The organism is Fontimonas sp. SYSU GA230001 (genome assembly GCF_040066175.1).
GTDB lineage: Bacteria > Pseudomonadota > Gammaproteobacteria > Nevskiales > Nevskiaceae > Solimonas.
On the sequence record NZ_JBEAAM010000001.1, the window covers coordinates 146,328 to 164,568 of the forward strand.

Annotated in this window: 16 protein-coding genes; 3 read left to right on the forward strand and 13 right to left on the reverse strand. The window is 69.2% G+C overall.

The features are described from left to right. Positions 1-3: 3 nt before the first annotated feature. Both hldE and AAG565_RS00725 read right to left on the reverse strand, forming a co-directional pair. Positions 4-1,434 (reverse strand): bifunctional D-glycero-beta-D-manno-heptose-7-phosphate kinase/D-glycero-beta-D-manno-heptose 1-phosphate adenylyltransferase HldE, encoded by a 1,431-nt coding sequence (gene hldE, locus AAG565_RS00720; RefSeq protein ID WP_348817613.1) that lies wholly within the window; start codon positions 1,432-1,434, stop codon positions 4-6. Between the two features lie 124 nt (positions 1,435-1,558). Continuing rightward, on the reverse strand, positions 1,559-2,482 hold the full coding sequence (locus tag AAG565_RS00725; protein WP_348817614.1) for a branched-chain amino acid transaminase: 924 nt from the start codon (positions 2,480-2,482) through the stop codon (positions 1,559-1,561). Between the two features lie 83 nt (positions 2,483-2,565). On the opposite strand from AAG565_RS00725, the gene waaF reads away from it, so the two are divergent. Together waaF and AAG565_RS00735 are read left to right on the forward strand one after the other, a co-directional pair. Beyond that, on the forward strand, positions 2,566-3,594 hold the full coding sequence (gene waaF, locus AAG565_RS00730; protein WP_348817615.1) for a lipopolysaccharide heptosyltransferase II: 1,029 nt from the start codon (positions 2,566-2,568) through the stop codon (positions 3,592-3,594). Beyond that, entirely contained in the window at positions 3,591-4,706 is a 1,116-nt protein-coding gene (locus tag AAG565_RS00735) for a glycosyltransferase (protein WP_348817616.1), read from the forward strand. Before waaF ends, AAG565_RS00735 begins: the two co-directional genes overlap by 4 nt. Here the strand turns inward: AAG565_RS00735 and AAG565_RS00740 are convergent. From AAG565_RS00740 to AAG565_RS00770, 7 genes are all read right to left on the reverse strand, one after another. Further along, positions 4,649-5,737, reverse strand: a complete 1,089-nt coding sequence (locus AAG565_RS00740; protein ID WP_348817617.1) for a glycosyltransferase — start codon at positions 5,735-5,737, stop codon at positions 4,649-4,651. The genes AAG565_RS00735 and AAG565_RS00740 overlap by 58 nt on opposite strands. Before the next feature lie 86 nt (positions 5,738-5,823). After that, positions 5,824-6,918, reverse strand: coding sequence for a glycosyltransferase (locus AAG565_RS00745; RefSeq protein ID WP_348817618.1), 1,095 nt, complete (start codon positions 6,916-6,918; stop codon positions 5,824-5,826). Beyond that, positions 6,915-8,054: a glycosyltransferase gene (locus AAG565_RS00750; protein ID WP_348817619.1), complete on the reverse strand. Its 1,140-nt coding sequence runs from the start codon at positions 8,052-8,054 to the stop codon at positions 6,915-6,917. Before AAG565_RS00750 ends, AAG565_RS00745 begins: the two co-directional genes overlap by 4 nt. Beyond that, entirely contained in the window at positions 8,042-9,859 is a 1,818-nt protein-coding gene (gene asnB / locus AAG565_RS00755) for an asparagine synthase (glutamine-hydrolyzing) (RefSeq protein WP_348817621.1), read from the reverse strand. The genes AAG565_RS00750 and asnB overlap by 13 nt, the downstream gene beginning before the upstream one ends. Positions 9,860-9,868: 9 nt before the next feature. Further along, complete coding sequence (locus tag AAG565_RS00760) at positions 9,869-10,123, reverse strand: toxin-antitoxin system HicB family antitoxin (protein ID WP_348817622.1); 255 nt, start codon at positions 10,121-10,123, stop codon at positions 9,869-9,871. Then, positions 10,120-10,539, reverse strand: a complete 420-nt coding sequence (locus AAG565_RS00765) for a putative toxin-antitoxin system toxin component, PIN family (protein WP_348817623.1) — start codon at positions 10,537-10,539, stop codon at positions 10,120-10,122. The genes AAG565_RS00760 and AAG565_RS00765 overlap by 4 nt, the downstream gene beginning before the upstream one ends. Before the next feature lie 25 nt (positions 10,540-10,564). Beyond that, a complete protein-coding gene (locus tag AAG565_RS00770) occupies positions 10,565-11,242 on the reverse strand; it encodes a sulfotransferase family 2 domain-containing protein (protein ID WP_348817624.1) in 678 nt (225 codons plus the stop codon). A 100-nt stretch (positions 11,243-11,342) separates the two neighbouring features. Here AAG565_RS00770 and AAG565_RS00775 point away from each other — a divergent pair, with 100 nt between their 5' ends. Continuing rightward, a complete protein-coding gene (locus AAG565_RS00775; protein ID WP_348817625.1) occupies positions 11,343-12,458 on the forward strand; it encodes a glycosyltransferase in 1,116 nt (371 codons plus the stop codon). Positions 12,459-12,470: 12 nt separating this feature from the next. Here AAG565_RS00775 and AAG565_RS00780 read toward each other — a convergent pair whose 3' ends face one another. From AAG565_RS00780 to AAG565_RS00795, 4 genes are all read right to left on the reverse strand, one after another. Further along, positions 12,471-13,154, reverse strand: a complete 684-nt coding sequence (locus tag AAG565_RS00780; RefSeq protein WP_348817626.1) for an FkbM family methyltransferase — start codon at positions 13,152-13,154, stop codon at positions 12,471-12,473. Between the two features lie 75 nt (positions 13,155-13,229). Continuing rightward, entirely contained in the window at positions 13,230-16,013 is a 2,784-nt protein-coding gene (glnE, locus tag AAG565_RS00785) for a bifunctional [glutamate--ammonia ligase]-adenylyl-L-tyrosine phosphorylase/[glutamate--ammonia-ligase] adenylyltransferase (RefSeq protein ID WP_348817627.1), read from the reverse strand. A gap of 5 nt (positions 16,014-16,018) precedes the next feature. Beyond that, a complete protein-coding gene (locus tag AAG565_RS00790; RefSeq protein WP_348817628.1) occupies positions 16,019-16,726 on the reverse strand; it encodes a hotdog fold domain-containing protein in 708 nt (235 codons plus the stop codon). Beyond that, positions 16,723-18,204, reverse strand: coding sequence for an amidase (locus AAG565_RS00795; protein WP_348817629.1), 1,482 nt, complete (start codon positions 18,202-18,204; stop codon positions 16,723-16,725). Before AAG565_RS00795 ends, AAG565_RS00790 begins: the two co-directional genes overlap by 4 nt. Between the last annotated feature and the right edge of the window lie 37 nt (positions 18,205-18,241).

Consider the following 18,241-nt stretch of genomic DNA (forward strand, 5'->3'; position numbering starts at 1 on the left):
GGCTCAGGGCTTCGCGCGGGAGAGAATGCCGGTCGTCGAATAGCCCTGGTGGAAGTCCAGCACGACGACCTGTCCGCCGTGAGCCACCACCGCGTCGTAGCCGGCGATCTGCTCGGGCCGGTAGTCGCCGCCCTTGACCAGCAGGTCGGGCAGCACCGCGCCGATCAGGCGTGCCGGCGTGTCCTCGGAAAACGGCACGACCCAGTCCACGCTGCGCAGGCCCGCGAGCACGCGCATGCGATCGGCGCAGGCGTTGACCGGACGCGTCGGACCCTTGAGCCGACGCACCGAGTCGTCGTCGTTGACGGCGACGATCAGCACGTCGCCGAGCCGGCGCGCGGCTTCCAGATATTTCACGTGACCGACGTGCAGGATGTCGAAGCAGCCGTTGGTCATGACGATGGTCTCGCCACGCGCGCGCGCTGCCGCCACATGCGCCAGCAGTGCGGTTTCATCGAGCACGCCGATGTCGTCCTGCGGATGCCGCAGCGCGGCTTCCAGCTCGGCACGCGTCACGCTCGCGGTGCCGAGCTTGCCGACGACGATGCCGGCGGCGACGTTGGCGAGGCGACAGGCCTGCGGCAATTCCATGCCGGCGGCCAGACAGGCCGCGAGCGTGGCGATCACCGTGTCGCCGGCACCGGTGACGTCGAACACTTCACGCGCCTCGGCCGGCAGGTGCAGCGGCTGCTCCTGCGCCGCGCGCAGCAGGCTCATGCCCTTTTCGCTGCGGGTCAGCAGCAGCGCATCCAAGCCGAGCGCGGCGCGCAGCGATTCGGCGCGCGCGAGCAGATCCTCGTCGTCCGCTGCGACGCCGGCGACCGCTTCGAGTTCGGCGACATTGGGGGTGAGCAGCGTCGCGCCGGCGTAGCGCGCGTAATCCCTGCCCTTGGGATCGACCAGCATCGGCTTGCCGGCTTCACGTGCGCGCGCGATCAGCGCAGCGACTTCGACCAGCGTGCCCTTGCCGTAGTCGGACAGCACGACGACATCGCAGTCGTCCAGCCGCTCGGCGAAGCGCTGCTGCAGCACCGCGCGATCGAAGGCGCCGGCCTGGGCGAAGGACTCCTCGAAGTCCATGCGCAGCAGCTGCTGGTTGCGCGACATCACGCGCAGCTTGGTGATCGTCGGCAGGCGCGGCGACTCGATCCAGTCGGCCTCGACGCCGCGATCGGCCATCGCCGCCCGCAGCTGTTCGCCGTCGGCGTCGGCGCCGATCACGCCGAGCAGGCGCACCTGCGCACCGAGGCTGGCGATGTTGAGCGCGACGTTGGCCGCGCCGCCGGGGCGCGTCTCGTCGGCGCGCACGCGCACGACCGGCACCGGCGCCTCCGGCGAGATGCGCTGCGTCGGCCCGGTCCAGTAGCGGTCGAGCATCACGTCGCCGACCACCAGCACGCGGGCACGGGTGAAATCGGGAAGTGACGCCGTCACGACAATGATCCTCCCGCGTCATTCCCGCGCACGCGGGAATCCAGATTCCGGACCGATCGCGCCCGCACCCTGGATGCCCGCCTTCGCGGGCATGACGAAAACGGAAAGGAGCGCAACGCGGGCATCAGATCAGTGCCAGCCACTCCGGGTATTTCTCGCTGCGGCCCTTGACCTGGTCGAGATAGGCCTTCTGCAGCTGCGCGGTGATCGGCCCGCGCGATCCGGCGCCGACCGGACGGTTGTCCACCTCGCGGATCGGCGTGACTTCGGCGGCGGTGCCGGTGAAGAAGACTTCGTCGCAGACGTAGAGCTCGTCGCGCGTGATGCGACGCTCGCGCACCTCGTAGCCCAAATCCTTGGCCAGCTGCATGACGCTGCGGCGGGTGATGCCGTCGAGCGCGGAGGTGACATCCGGCGTGCTGATCACGCCGTTGCTGATGACGAAGATGTTCTCCGCGCTGCCTTCGGCGACATAGCCCTCGGGGTCCAGCATCAGCGCTTCGTCGTAGCCATCGCGCAGCACTTCGTTGAGCGCCATTGAGGAGTTGAGATAGTTGGCGTTGGCCTTGGCACGGCACAGCGAGGCATTGACGTAGTGGCGCTGGAACGAGCTGGTCTTGATGCGGATGCCGCGCTCCATGTTGTCGGCACCCAGATAGGCGCCCCAGGTCCACGCGGCGATGATCACGTGCGTCTGCAGGCCGGCGGCGCGCAGGCCCATGCCTTCCGAACCGTAGAACACCATCGGCCGGATGTAGGCCTCTTCGAGCTTGTTCGCGCGCAGGACTTCCTTCTGCGCCTCGTTGAGCTGCTCGGGCGTCCACGGCATCTTCATGCCGATGATCTTCGCGGAGTTGAACAGACGCCGGGTGTGGTCCTCCAGCCGGAAGATCGCCGTGCCCTTGGGCGTCCTGTACGCACGCACGCCCTCGAAGCAGCCGACGCCGTAGTGCAGCGTGTAGGTCAGCACGTGCGTCGTGCATTCGCGCCAGGGCCTGAGTTCGCCGTCGTACCAGATGTAACCGTCGCGGTCGGCAAAGGACGTCATGTTCGGAATTCCGGGGTCGCAAAGAAACGAGCGGCAATTATAGGGCCGGCATATCATCTTGCGCTCGAAAAACCTCGAAGACCGTGCCCGTCACCCCGTCCGCTCCCGCCCGCATCCTCATCGTGCGCCTGTCGGCGCTCGGCGACCTGGTGTTCTGCACCAGTCTGCTCGACGGTCTGCGCCGTGCCTTTCCGGACGCACACATCGCCTGGCTGGCGCAGTCCGGCTTCGCCGGCGTGCTGCGCGACGATCCGCGCCTGGACGAGCTGATCACGATCAGCAAGGACACGCTGAAGTCGCCGGCCGCGTTGTGGCGGCTGCGCCGCGAACTGCGTGCTCGCCGCTTCGACTGGGTGATCGACGCGCAGGGCCTGGCCAAGTCGCGCGTCCTGGCCTGGCTCGCCGGCGGCACGCGCCGCGTCGGTTTCCGCTCGAAGGAACCGCTTGCGTTCCTGCTGCACGAACAGTTCGACAAGGGTGGCGACCCGGCAGACATCGCCTCCGAATACCGCTATCTCGCCGAACGGCTCACCGGCGCACCGGCGGCCGCGCCGCGGCTGCCGGTTGCCGCGGCCGCTGCCGCGCGCGTCGCAGAAGCGATGGCCGCCCGACGGCTCGCGTCCGGCTTCCTCGCCCTGTGCCCGTTCACGACGCGTCCGCAGAAGCATTGGCCCGACGAGCACTGGCCCGCGCTGGCACGGCGCCTGGTCACCACCGGCCTCGGGCCGTGCGTGGTCTTCGGCGGTCCGGCCGATCGCGAGCACGCGCAGCGACTCGTCGCCCAGATGCCGGCCGGCAGCCTCAACCTGGCGGGCCAGACGGCACTGCCGGATCTGGCCGCATGGCTGTCGCAGGCCCGTGCAGTCGTCGGCGTCGACACCGGCCTCACGCACATCGGCATCGCCGTGCACACGCCAACCATTGCGCTGTTCGGATCGACCTGTCCTTACACGCAAGGCGCGGAGTCGCCGCTGCGCGTGATCTACGACGGCTTGCCCTGCGCGCCCTGCAAGCGGCGCCCGACCTGCAACGGCGCATTCACCTGCATGAGACAACTCACTCCGGAGCGCGTGGCCGACGCCGTGACCGACCTGCTGGGTCGCGTCCGATGAAGATCCTTCACGTCGAAACCGGCATGCACCTCTACGGCGGGGCGCAGCAGGTCGCCTACCTGCTCGATGGCCTGGCCCTACGTGGAATCGAGAACGTGCTGGTGTGCCCGCCCGGCGCCGCGATCGGCGCGAAGTTCCGCGGCACCGGAGTCAAGGTCGTTGAAGTGGCCTGCGGCGGCGACGTCGATCTGGGGTTCATCTTCCGCCTCAAGCGTGTGATTGAACGGGAGCGCCCGCAGCTGGTCCACCTGCACTCGCGCCGCGGTGCGGACGTGCTCGGCGGCCTCGCCGCCCGGCTCGCCGGGGTACCGGCGGTACTGTCGCGGCGTGTCGACAATCCCGAAGCCGGCTGGTGGGCGCGCCTGAAATACCGCCAGTACGCGCGCGTGATCTGCATCTCCGAGGGCATCGCCGCAGTGCTGCGCGCAGAGGGCGTCGATGCGGCGCGCATCCGCGTCGTGCGCAGCGTGGTCGATGCGCCGGCGTGGACATCGCCGGCGCCGCGCGCCGAGTTCCTCGCCGAATTCGGCCTGCCCGCGAACCGGCCGGTCACCGGCGTGGTCGCGCAGCTGATCGAGCGCAAGGGGCATCGCGTGCTGTTCGAGGCACTCGCGCGCCTCGCGCCCGGGCGGCGGCCTTTGCTGATCTGTTTCGGCCAGGGCCCGCAGCGGGATGCGCTGGAAGCCGAAGCCGCGCGCCTGGGCCTCACCGACGACGTGCGCTTCGCCGGCTTCCGCACCGACCTGCCGCGCTGGCTGGGCTGCCTGGACCTGCTCGTGCATCCCGCCTACATGGAGGGACTGGGCGTGTCGCTGCTGCAGGCCGCCGCTGCCGGCGTGCCGATCATCGCCAGCCGCGCCGGTGGCATGCCGGAAGCCGTGCGCGACGGCGAGAACGGCCTGCTGGTGCCGCCCGGCGACGTCGGCGCGCTGCAGGCCGCGCTGGAACGCGTGCTCGGTGACGATGCCCTGCGCCTGCAGCTCGCGCGCGGCGGTCCGGCGCTGATCGCGCGCGAGTTCTCGATGGACGCGATGGTCGAAGGCAATCTGACCGTCTATCGCGAGGTGCTGGGGACCCGCACCCTGTCGGAATCACCGACCAGCTTGCCGTAAAGCGCGCGGTAGGCCGCGACGGTCGCGGCCTCGCTGTAGCGCTTCTCGAAATGCTCGCTGCCGCGTTGCGCCAGCTCCAGGCGCAGCCCTGGCTCTTCGAGCAGCCGTCGCCAGCGCTCGGCCAACCCGGCGGGGTCCGCGACGGCACAGAGCAGGCCGGTGACGCCCTCCTCGATCAGTTCCATGCCGCCCGCGCTGCGCGTGCTGAGCACCGGCAGTCGCTTGCTCCATGCTTCCAGGATCACGTTGCCCAGGGGCTCCTCGCGCGACGGACAGATCATCAGGTCACCCAGCGCCAGCGCCGCGACCGATGTATCGAGCCAGCCGGTGAAATGCACGCGCGCCTGCAATCCGGCATCGCGCGCCTGCGCTTCGAGCGCCGCACGCGACCGCCCTTCCCCCATCAGGATCAGATGATGTGTCCGGCCGGCGATCTGCTGCGGCAATGCGGCCATGGCCGCCAGCAGATCCTGGAAACCCTTCTTGGGCACGAGACGGCCGAGCGCGACCGTGACCAGCGCATCGTCCGGGATACCGAGGTCCCGCCGCGACATCGGCGGCGGACGCGCGTCGATGGGAACGAAGTTGTCGATCCAGTGCACGCGATCCGCGGGAAAGCCGCCACCGACGAGCCAGTCGCGCAGACCGCGCGTGTTGACGACCCAGGCGTCGGCGTGGCGGAAGTTGCGCGGCCGGTAGTAACCGCCCAGGCGCGCGACATGGACGACACCGGATGGCGCGCGCGTCAGCCACGTCGCGCGCGTCGCCCAGGTCTGCACGACCGGATACGCACCTTCGCGCAGCAGTCGGCGGATGCGCAGCACGCTCGACAGATCCAGTGCATTGCGCATCGGCACTTCGAAACACTGGCGATGCCCGTCCAGTGCGGCGCGGACGTCCGAGCCGCTGCGCGTGACCGCATCCGCGGGCATGCCGGCGCGGGTCAGTGCGCGCACGAGGCGCACGAAACTGTTCTCGGCACCGCCCATGGTCTGGCTGCCGATGATCTGCAGGCTGCGCAGCGCGCTCATGGTCGAAGGTTTCCGTCCAGGATCATGGTCGAAGCTCTGGCGTGGGCTTACCTCTGGTGCCGTGTCCTGCCCCACAGCGCCGGCCATCACGGCAGCCCCAGCAGATCAAGATAGCGCCGCGCGCTGGTCTGGGCACGGTATTCCTCGACGGCGGCACGCAGTTCGGTGGCAGGCAAGGGCTGGTGCAGCGTCTGCCGCATCGCCTGCGTCATCGCCGCGACATCGCCGACCGGCACCAGCGGCCCGTAACGCCCGCCGTCGAGAATCTCGCGCGGGCCGCTCGGGCAGTCGGTCGACACGCTCGGCACTCCCAGCGCCAGCGCCTCGGTCAGCGCGTTGGGCGAACCCTCCCACGCGGACGACAACACGAACAGATCCGCGCGCGCCAGCCAGGCGTAGGGATTGGTCTGAAAGCCGGCGAGGTGGAGCTCGTCCGCCACGCCCAGCTCGCGCGCCAGTCCTTCGAGAACCGCACGGTCCCTGCCTTCGCCAAGGATGATCAACCGCGATGGTCGTTCCGGCTGCAACGCGGCGAAGGCGCGCAGCAGCGTCGGAAAGTCCTTCTGCCGGGTGAGTCGGCCCATACCGATGATGACCGGTACGGTCTTGTCGGCCAGCCAGGGGTGCGGCACCGGCTCGGCCGCCTGCTCGGCCAGCCGCGGGGTGATCACCGGGTTGCGGATCACGACGATGCGCTCCGCCGGCAGGCCGGTGACGCGCTGCGTGTCCTCCTTGACGCCCTGCGAAACCGCGATCACGCCGGACGCGAGCGGGTACAGGCGCCGCATCGGGAACACGCGCAGCCAGCGGCTGAACGCATCCTTGCGCTCGAGCGCCGCCGAAAGATTGGTGCCCAGCCGGATCCACAGGGGCATCTGCAGGCCGGCACGGCGCCGCGCCTTGATCGCCGCGCGGCCGGCGCGGTCCTTGGCGACCAGCAGCGCATCCGGGCGTCGTTCACGCAGATAGCGTTCGATCTCCGGCACGCTGGTCCATGCGTGCCGCGCGTTGAGGTGGATGACGTTGACGCTGGACGGAATGCGGCTGGCATGCCCGCCACCGGCCTTGATCGCCAGCAGATCGACCTGCACGTGCTTCGCAAACTCGGCGCACAGGTTCGTGACCATGCGCTCGACGCCGCCGTCGCCGGAGAAGGAGATCAGAACGGCGAGGCGTTTCATGGATGCGTCCCGGCTGCACGGAGCGGCAACGCGAAGGCACGCAGATAGGCGTCGGTGGCCGCCTCGATCTCGTAGGGCCGCGCAGCCTGCTGCAGCGTTTCGCGCGGCAAGGGGTGGTCCAGCACGCGCTCGAGCGCATCGGCCAGCGCGCGGTCGTCGCCGACCGGCACCAGCGGGCCGTAACGACCGTCACCCAGGATTTCGCGCGGGCCGCTGGGGCAGTTGACGGCGACGCTCGGCGTACCACAGGCCAGAGCCTCGATCAGCACGAAGCCGAGCCCCTCCCAGCGTGAGGTCATCGCAAACGCCGCGGCGTGCGCCATGAACGCATAGACATCGGTGCGGAAGCCGGGGAAATCGACGTCCGCGGCCACGCCCAGCGCGTCGGCGAGGGCGCGCAGGGCGTCCAGCCGTTTGCCGCGACCGACGATCACCAGCCGGCAGGTCCGCCGCGCGCGCAGTCGCGCAAATGCACGGATCAAGGTCTCGAAGTCCTTGCGCGCGGACAGCTCACCGACGCCGACGATCACCGGCAGCGCATCCGGCACGAACCACGGATGTTCGGGCGGCGGCGGTCGCGCGGCGAACAGTTGCGCGGGTACGACGGGACTCTCGACGGGGCGGATGTGCTCGCGCGCCAGTCCGGTGTAGCGCGCCATGTCGTCGGCCACGTCGGCGCAGGTGACGATCACCTGGTCGGCATGGCGGTAGAGCCGCCCCATCGACGTCCGCTGCAGCCAGCGCTCGAACGCGCCGCGGTGCTGCAGATCGATCGAGATGGTCGTGCCGGAGCTGAGCACCAGCCGCGTGCCCCTGGCGCGGGCGAGCCAGCGCGCAAGCAGAGCCGTGCGGTTGACCTTGTCCTTGTCGGAAAGCAGCACCGCCGGCCGATCGCGGCGCAGGTAACGGATCAGGGCGAACAAGGCCAGGTAAGTCGTGCGGACGCCCGTGTCGATGATCCGCACGCCGGCCGGCACCTCGGCGAGCTCGGGGCCGTGCCGGCGCACCTTCAGCAGATCGACCTTGTACCCACGACCGGCGAGCGCCGGGATCAGGTGCCGCATCGCCCGGTCCACGCCGCTGTGCCCGGACGTGGACATGAACACGGCGATGCGCCCGCGATCTACGCGATCCATGCCAGGGGATCCTCCTCCGCGGAAGGCACCGCCGTCGCGCCCTCGATGAACAGGCGATACCAGATGGCGAACTGCATCAGGCTCCAGACTTCGCGCGTGACGTCCCCGTGCCGCTGCTGCCGGACGAGCAGCTCGGCAACGGCCTGCGGCCGGCACCACGCCCGGATCGCGGCGCTGTTCACCAAGCGCTCGGCCAGCGACTGCACGAACGCGCCACGCAGCCATTCGCCGACCGGGACGTGGAATCCACGCTTGTGCTGCCAGAGATGCGTCGCGGGAATGAAGGATTCGGCCCAGCGCTTGATGAACAGCTTGCCGGCGCTGCGTGACACCTTCAAGGCATCGGGCAACGACAGGCCGAACTCGACCACGCGATGATCGAGGAACGGCACGCGTCCCTCGACGCTGTGGGCCATCAGCATGCGGTCGGCCTTGACCAGTAGATCGTCCGGCAGATTGGTCTGCAGATCGACGTACTGGCGACGCTGCAGATCACTCCACGACTTCGGCGTCTCCTGCCAGGCGCGGATGACCGGCATCCGGTAAGCGGCCAGTGCCGGCTGGAGTTCGGGAACGAACAGCCGGCGCACCCAACCGGGGTCCAGTTCCGGACGCACGCGGAATCCGCCGCTGCCCGGATAGCGCAGCGCCTTGAAGGTCCGCTCAAAGGAATCCGGACGGTACCGTCCGTAGCCCGCAAAGGCCTCGTCCCCGCCTTCGCCGCTGAACACGACCTTGAGCTCGCGTCCGGCCGCCTCGGCCAGGGCCAGTGTCGGCAGGCAGGCGTAGTCGCGCATCAGGTCGTCCGCCGCCCACACCGAGCGCGGCAGGCGGCGGAACACCGCCCCGGCATCCAGGCGGATCGAACTGTGCTCGGTGCCGAACAGCCGCGCCATCGCCTCGGCGCCGTCGAGCTCGTCGCGTTGCTGCGCATCGCTCCAGCCGATCGAGAAGGTGCGGATCGGCCGGTCGTGGTAGCGCCTGAGCTGCCCCACCAGCACGGCGGAATCGACGCCGCCGGACAGGAACACGCCGTAGGGCACATCCGAGCGCATGTGCTCGCGCATCACCCGTTCGAACAGGGGTTCCCACTCGGCCACCGCCTCGTCGTGCGTCAGACCGTGGCGCGGCGCGACGTCGAGCGCGCTCCAGTAGCGCTGCGTCTGGATCGACAGGTCGGGACCGATGCGCAGGGCGCAACCGGCCGGAACACGCTCGACGCCGGCGATGACGGTCTCGGCGCCCGTCGAAAACTGATTCTGGAAGAACTGCGCCAGCGCGCCGGCGTGAATCTGCCGCTGCGGCAGCAGCGGCACCAGCGCCTTGAGTTCGGAGGCGAACAGGATGCGGTCCGGCAGGCGCGCGATGTACAGCGGCTTGATGCCCAGACGATCGCGCACGAGCCACAGCTCGTCGGCCGTGTGGTCGTAGAGCGCGCAGGCGTACATGCCGTTGAGCCGCCTGAACGCATCGCGGCCCCAGTGCACGTAGCCATGCAGCGCGACTTCCGAGTCCGAATGCGTCAGCGGCCGCGCGCCCAGCGCCTCCAGCTCGGCGCGCAGTTCGACGTAGTTGTAGATCTCGCCGTTGCAGACCAGTGCGTAGCGCTTCTGCGCATCGAACAGCGGCTGATGGCCGCCGGCGACGTCGATGATCGCCAGTCGCGTGTGCGCGATGCCGAATCGACCCGACACGTAGGTGCCCGTGTCCTCGGGCCCGCGGTGCGTGAGGGTCGCCGCCATGCGCTGCAGGTCGACATTGTCGACCGTCCCTTCGCGCAGAACCATACCCGCGATTCCGCACATGAGCCGACTCTACTTCCGGTCCAATTCGTCGCCGGCGCGGGGCTTCTCGCCACCCTTGCGGCTCATGATGCGATCGAAAGCTGCGAAGTCCGCGCGCGCCTTGCGGGACTCGAAAAACTCGACAGCCTCCAGCGCCGCCAGCTTCTCGGCTACGGCGCTGCTGACAAACTGGTTCACACTCGTACCTTCTTCACGCGCGACGCGCGCAACCGCCGCCCGAAGCGAGCGCGGCAAGCGCAATGGGTAGGTCGACACAGCCTTCATGACAGACTCCTGACTGTTTCCGACGGCCGCAACAGCGAAATCCCGAATCTTTGCGGCACGTCACCAAAATCGCGGTGGTTGAAGCTCACCAGAGCGTCAGCGCGTCCGTTGACCGCCGCTTCGAGCACCATTTCGTCGGCCGGATCCCGCAACTGCGGCCGCCAGAGGTAATGGACAACAACCGGCTCGACCAACGCCGCCAGTGCATCAAGGAACTGGCGACGTTCGCGTACCGTCAATCCGGACGCGCGCAAATGGCTTTGCTCGGCGCACTTGGCCTCGTACTCAATGAACAGCGGCACGCTGGCCAGCAGCCGCACGCGACCGCGGCGTGCGCGCCTCAGCAGTTCCGCCGACGCCCCGGTCGGGCTGCGCAGCGCGGCGACGACGACATCGGTGTCCAGAACCAGACGCATATGCGCATGATATCACCGGCGATGTCTACGAAGTAGTGACTTGCTGCGGATCGAAGCGGTAGCCGAGCACCTCGACATCGCGGGCGAAATACCGCCCGACGAGTTCGGCGAGGTCGTCGCTGTAGTAGCTGCGGTAGTCCTTGCTGCGGTCGGTCGCCTGGCGCTTGTGCGGCAATTCGATGACCGGCACGCCGATCGTCCTGCAGATGTGCGCGAAGTCCTCGTGCAGGTTCTCGTAGCGACCGAGGTAGTTGGTCAGCACCTTGCCGTGCAGGTCGATCAGATAATCGGTCTGCGGCGTGATCGCCGTGTCGAGGTGATACTGGTACGGGCGCTGCGGATCGAGCTTCCAGCGCGTGAAGGACTCGAAGGATTCGTGGCCTTCGAGCAGGTGCGGGCGCTCGCGCTTGAGGTGGTGATAGCTCGACACCTGCAGGTCCCAGGGATTGCGCACGAAGGCGAACTTGAACAGTCCGTCGAAGAATTCCTGGGGCAGCATCTCCTGCGCGCAGATGATCTTGGCGTGCCGCGGCAGCTTGGCGGCGATGCGGTGCCCGGTGAGGTGCGACAGCCGTGAGCAGATGAACTGCGCGACATAGTACGGGTCCTTCCACTGCAGCGACTTGAGCGCCGCGCGCACGCTGGTGCCGCCGGTCTTGGCGATGTGGACGTAGAGGAAGTTGTAGCGATTGGACAGGAGCATCGGCATATGATGCCAAAAGCCGCGCGGACACCGGGTACGGATATCCGGTTTGCGCTACCCTCGCCGCCCGCCACTGGTGCGATTCCCGGATACGAGCACGATGAAATCCCTGGCCATCCTCGCGCATGACTTCGGCGACGGCGGGGTCGAACGCATGGTGATCAACACCTGCAACGGCCTCGCCGAACGCGGCGTGACGGTTTATTTGTTGATGTCGGATGTCCGTGCGCGCTTCATCGATGCCCTGTCGCCGCAGGTCCGGTTGATCACGCTCGGCCGCGAGCACCCGCAGGCCCGCGTGGTGGACTTCCTGCGCGAACATCAGCCCGGCGTGATGATCACGGCCAAGCTCACCGACGACGCGCTCGCGCTGCGCGCCCGCACGCAGGCCGGGCTGCGGACGCCGCTGTACTTCCGCGTCGGCAATCCCCTGGTCGGACGTCTGCTGGCGCGTTCACGCAATCCGTTGCGCCGCTGGTGGCAAATCCGTTCCATGCGCCAGCTCTATGCCCAGGCCGACGGCTGCATCGCGGTGTCGCGCGGGATCGGCACGGACCTCGTCGAGAACCTGAAGGTGCCCCCGTCGAAGGTGCATGTCCTGCCCAATCCGACCGTGACACCGACCCTGTTCGAACAGGCACGGCAGACGCCGGCCCACCGCTGGTTCGAGGGCGCCGATGCCGGGCTTCCCGTCGTCCTCGGCATCGGCGGACTGCGCAAGCAGAAGAACTTCGGCGTACTGGTGCAGGCATTCGCGCAGGTCCGCGCACGGCGCCCCTGCCGCTTGCTGATCCTCGGCGACGGGCGCCAGCGCCAGCGCTTGCTGACCCTGGCCGCGCGACTGGGGGTCGGCGACGATGTCGATCTGCCCGGGTGGCAGACCAATCCCTACGCCTACATGGCCCGCGCCTCGGTGTTCGCACTGTCCTCCCTATGGGAAGGCTCACCCAACGTGCTGGTCGAAGCGGCCGCACTGGGCGTCCCCGTGGTCGCCGCCGACTGCGTCGGTGGCGGTGCGCGTGACATCCTGCAGGACGGTCGCTGCGGCGAGATCGTCCCGCCCAACGACGCGGCCGCACTTGCCGCCGCGATCAGCCGCGCGCTGGAGACCCCCCTGCCGGCAGAGCGCATCCGCGAGGCCGCGACGCCGTTCACCGTCGCCAACAGCGCGGCCGCGTACATCCGCGCCTTGGGCCTCGACCCGCCCGCCGGCTGACGGCTCGGCCTCCTAGTGCCAGTCGAGACAGATGTTGCCGATCCCCTGCTCGCGCACGCGCTGACGGATCCTGCCCAGGCGCGCCGCCAGTTCCGGCGAGAAGCGCTCGTGCGTCTCGACGAGGATCAGGTCGATGTCGCGGTAGATGCCATCGTCGAGCATGGCCTCGACGATGTCGGCCTCGTAGCCCTCGACGTCGAGCTTGAGGATGCGCACCTTCTCGGGAAGCGCCTTGAGGTAGGCGATCAGATCCACGACCTCGACCTCGCCGGCCGGCGCGGCGCCGTGGATGTCCCGATGGATCAGCGAGCTGGACTCCGTCGCCTGCAGCCCGGCACCGTCGAGCGCAGCGCTCTGGAATATCGGCGCCACGCCGGGACTGGCGCCGACCGCCTTTTCTTCCAGTCGCAGGTTCGCTTCGCCAGACAGGCGCGCCTTGAACGCGCGCAGCGCGACCGGATCGGGCTCGAAGGCGATCACCTTCATGCCCTGTCGCAGGAAGAACTCGGAGACCACGCCGACATTGGCGCCGCAATCGACCACGAGCGAGCCGGGCGGCAGTTCGCGCAGCAGCTTGCGCATGCGCAGCACCGCGGCCTTGTAGTGCGTACTGCGGTCACCGGGCTTGCGGTATCGACGATAAAGATTCCACCGCAGCCACATCAGCCAGTAGTTACCGGAAAACTTGGCAGACATCGACGCTCCCTCCCGTGAGCCGATACGCAGGCGCAAGATCATAGCCTGCGCAAACCGAGGACTCGGACGACGGCGCTATGCCTGCAGCACGCGCCGGCGCACGTCGAGCACGGTGGCGCGCTCCTGCACGAACTCGTCCGCGGCCGCCAGCGACGATTCGTTCTGCAGGGCGCGCTTGTGCGCCCAGCCGCGGAACGTCCGGTAACAGCGGATCAAGGCGTCGCGATCCTGCCCACCGATACTCCCGGCGCGCTCCAGTGCCTCGAGCTGGCGCCAGTTGTCACTCCATTCGACGATGCCGGCATCGTGGTGGGCGTCGCGCAGCACGAGGAACTGGGTGATGAACTCCAGATCGACCAGCCCGCCCTCGCCCTGCTTGATATCCCAGACCTCGGACGTGGACTTGTCGAGGTTCGCGCGCATCTTCGCGCGCATCTCCACGATCTCCTGCCGCAGCCGGTCCGGGTCGCGCGGCTGCATCAGCACCTCGCGGCGGATGCGCGTGAAGGCATCACCGATGCCGGTGCTGCCGGCCACCCAGCGCGCGCGGGTCAGCGCCTGGTGCTCCCAGGTCCAGGCTTCATTGCGCTGGTAGCTCTCGAAGCTGGCGACGCTGCTGACCAGGAGCCCCGAGCGGCCGTTCGGGCGCAACTCCATGTCCACCTCGTAGGCGCGTCCGGCGGGTGTCTGCGTCGCGAGCCAGTTGATCAGCCGCTGCGCGAGCCGTGCGAGATAGGTGCCGTTGTTGATGCTGCGCGGCCCACCGGCGCTGTCGGCGTCGAGCTGGTCGCAGTCGTGCAGGAACACCAGGTCGAGATCGGAGCCGTAACCCAGTTCGACGCCGCCGAATTTGCCGTAGGCGATCACCGCGAAGCCGGCCGGCGTGCCGTCGTTCCTGAGCGGCGCGCCGTATTGCGCGCGCATCTCCTGCCAGGCAAAGGCCAGCGCCTGACTGACGATCGCCTCGGCAAGCCAGGTCAGCCGGTCGCTGACCTTGACCAGCGGCAGCGCCTCGACCAGATCCGCGGCGGCGACGCGCAGCGTGATCTCCTTCTGATAGTGGCGCAGCAGGTCCATCGCCTGCTCGGTGTCGGCCGGCGGATGCAGCGGCTCGGCGCGGCGCGCCAGCTCGGCGAACAGTTCGGCACGCTCCGGCGGCGCGTACAGCGCGCGCGCGTCGAGCAGGCTGTCGAGCACGATCGGCGCGTGGGCGATGAACTCGGTCAGCCACGGACTGGCCGCACACAGACGCACCAGCGTACCGCGCGCGGCAACCGACTCGCGCAACAAGGTCAGGTAGGTGCTGCGACCGGCCACGGCCTCGACCACGCGCAGCGTCCGCACCAGCGCGGTCTCGGGTTCGGCGTGGGTGAGCGCCAGCTCGACGATCTCTGCCAGCAGCGCACGCAGTTTCTGCACGGCTTCTTCGCGCATCGCGCGCACCAGCCGCACCTCGCGCAAGGACTCGAACTGTGCAAGCACGGCCTGCGGGTGGCGCCGGAAGCCTGCCGCATACAGCGCTTCGAGCGCGGCGTCGCCGGTCAGCGCCCCGCTCCACAGCGCATCGACCAGCTGCTGCTGCACGCTCTCCGGCGCATGGTGCCGGGTGGCGAACACGCGCGCGAACTGGGCACGGACGAAGCTGCGGACTTCGGTCACGCGCGCGACCAGCGCTGCCCAGTCCTGGAAGCACAGCGCGGCGACCAGCGCGGCGCGCGCATCTTCGGCCATCGGCAGCGCATGCGTCTGCTGGTCGGCGTACATCTGGATCGCGTTCTCGAGCCGGCGCAGGAACACGTAGGCCTCGTCGAGCCGTTGCGCATCGCCGGCGTCGAGATAGCCATTCTCGCCGAGGTAGCGCAGCACCGGCCGCAGCCGGCTGTCGCGCAGTGCAGCGACGCTGCCGCCGCGCACCAGCTGGAACGACTGCACGATGAACTCGATCTCGCGGATGCCGCCGGCGCCGAGCTTGACGTTGTCTTCGAGTCCCTTGCGCGCGACCTCGTCCTCGATCAGTTTCTTGAGCTCGCGCAACGCACCGATCGCGTTGTAGTCGAGATAGCGGCGATAGACGAAGGGCCGCAGCGCGCGCAGCAGGCGCTCGCCCGCTTCGAGATCGCCGGCGATCGGCCGCGCCTTGATCAGCGCGTAGCGCTCCCACTCGCGGCCATGCACCTGGTAGTAGTCCTCCAGCGCCGGGAACGAAGCCGACAGCGCGCCGGCCGACCCGAACGGCCGCAGCATCGTATCGACGCGGAACACGAAGCCGTCCTCGGTCTGCGCGAGCAGCAGCTTCGTCGTCTCCTGCGCGAGCTTGATGAAGTATTCGTCCGAACTGATGCTGCGTTCGCCATCGGTCTCACCGCTGTCGGTGTGACAGAAGATCAGGTCGATGTCGGACGAGAAGTTCAGCTCGCGCCCGCCCAGCTTGCCCATACCCAGCACCACCGGCCGCACGATCTCGCCATCGGCGCCGCGCGGCACGCCGTGGCGGGCCTGCAGGCGGTTCTCGACACCGCGCAGGGCGGCAGCGACACAGGCATCGGCCAGGTCGGAGAGGTCGCGCAGGGTTTCGTCGAGCCCGGCGGCGCCGGCGAGATCGCGCAGGGCGATACGCGCCATCTCGCGCCGGCGCGCCCGCCGCAAGACACGCGCCACCATGGCGGGATCGGCGGCGACTGCGCCATCGACACGCGCCGCCAGCTCGCCGTGACGATAGGAACGCTCGAAACCGTCCAGGTCGTCGGCGTCGAGAGCCGCGAGCGCGGCACGCAGGAAGCGGCTCGCCGCGAGCACACGCGGCAGTTCGGATGCCAGCGTCGGCAGACGTGGAGCGAGCGCGACGATCAGTTCGTCCATGCGGATCAGCGTTCGCCCTTGAGGGCGATCCAGGTCTGGCGCGACTGGCCGACGCAGCGGCCGTCGGCGCCGAACAGCGCGGTGCCGGCCCGATGCTTGCGGCCGTCCACACCCAGCGTCCAGCCGGAGACGATGCAGCGTTCCCCTGCACGCACACTGCCGTCGAATCGCGCGCTCATGCGGCCGAGCAGCATCGCCGGACCGGGATCGAGACCGGCCGTCGCGGCCCAGTAGCCGGCACAGTCGATCGCGGCCCACAGCACCGGCACCGGCAGCGTGCCCTGCGCATCGGCGAGCGAGTCGTCCGCGATCCAGGGTGCGGCGACGATGCCGTCGCGCCACGGCCCGCTGAAGATGCGCAGCCCGTCGTGTTCGGCGCGGTCCGGTCCGCAGGCGAAGCAGGTCGGGTAGTCGTGCCGGCGGAATCCGGCGTAGCGCGTCGCCGCCAGGACGGCCGCCTCGAAGTCGGGACGCGGCGGCGGTGCCGGCCAGTCGGCGTCGATGACCCGCGCCTCGGCGATCACCTGTCCGTCGCACGTCATTCGTGCCGCGTGGCCGGATACGTCGATCTGCAGATCGACACCCAGCGGCGGCGGCGCCTTGAGCGTGACCTCGACGGAACCCGGCAGGTGCTGCGCGAGCAGCCCGCAGCTGTAGCCGCCATTGCCCGAGGCCGGCGGGCCGCAGAAGCGCGGATCGATGAGGACGTTCACAGCACCGGCCGGCGCTGCGCCCAGGGCCTGGCCTGTTCCAGCTGCGCGGCGAGACGGAACAGCAGATCCTCGGCGCCGAAGGGCGCGATGAACTGGACGCCGATCGGCAGGTTTTCGGCGGTCCAATGCAAAGGCACCGACATCGCCGGCGTGCCGGTGAGATTGGCGAGCTGCGTGAATGGCACCTTGGCCAGACTGTCGCGCGCCAGCTGTTCGACCATGCCGCTGCCGTGCAGCAGGCGGCCTGCACGCAGGCCCAGCAGCAGCGACCGGGCGATCTGCTGCCAGCGCGGCAGTTCGAGCTCGCCGATACGCATCGGCGGCTGTGCGAGCGTCGGCGTCATGTACAGCGCGTAGCGCTGGTGGAAACGGCCCAGCGCGCGTGCGTAGTCGTTCCAGCGGCGGCGCGCGAGCACGTAGTCGCCCGCCGACAGTGTGCGGCCGAGCAGACCGAGCACGCGCGTGTCCGGCTCGAAATCGGCTTCGCGGGCGCCGGCGACCGCACCCCAGTGGGCGATGTCGGCGGCGACCTGGCCCATGTACATCGTCAGGTAGTCACGGGCGAGCGCGTCTCCGTCCACGTCCGGTGCCGCCTCCTCGACGTGATGACCCAGACTTTCGAGCAGCCGCGCCGCATCGACCACCGCCTGCACGCAGTCGGGGTGCACGTCGGTGCCGATCGGCGAGCGCGTGCAGAAGGCGATGCGCAGACGCCCGGGCTCGCTGCGCAGTTCTTCGAGATACGGCCGCGCGGGCGGGCGGATCTCGAAGGGCGCGCCGACGTCCGCACCGTGAATCGCGTCGAGCATCGCCGCGCTGTCGCGCACGCTGCGCGACACGACCAGATCCGACGACGCGCCCTCCCAGGCCTCGCCCAGACGCGGCCCCAGCGGCACGCGCCCGCGCGACGGCCGCAGGCCGAACAGGCCGCAGCAGGCGGCCGGGATGCGGATCGAACCGCCGCCGTCGTTGGCGCCGGCCAGCGGCACGATGCCGGCGGCCACGGCCGCTGCCGCGCCGCCGCTCGATCCGCCGGGCGTGCGCTCCAGATTCCAGGGATTGCGCGTCGCACCCCAGCGCAACGGCTCGGTGCAGCCCTTGAGCGCGAGCTCCGGTGAATTGGTCTTGCCGAAGACGACGGCACCGCTGCGCAGGAAGCGCTCGGTGATCTCCGCATGCGTGGCGGGCACGTAGTCGCGGATCGCCGCGCTGCCGACGGTCGTCGGCACACCGGCGTAATCCTGGATCACGTCCTTGACCAGGAAGGGCACGCCGGCGAACGGCCCCGTGAGCGGCTGCCGCACACGCTCGCGGGCGATCTCTTGCATCGAGATGACGATCGCGTTGATCTTCGGGTTGACGGCATCGGCGCGTGCGATCGCCGCCTCCAGCAGCTCCGCCGGCGTAACCTGTCGCTCGCGCACCAGCGCGGCGAGTCCGAGCCCGTCGTGGCGCTGGTAGTCGTCCACCGAAATCATGCCCATGCTCTCCTGTGTGTCGTGCGCGTCATAGCCT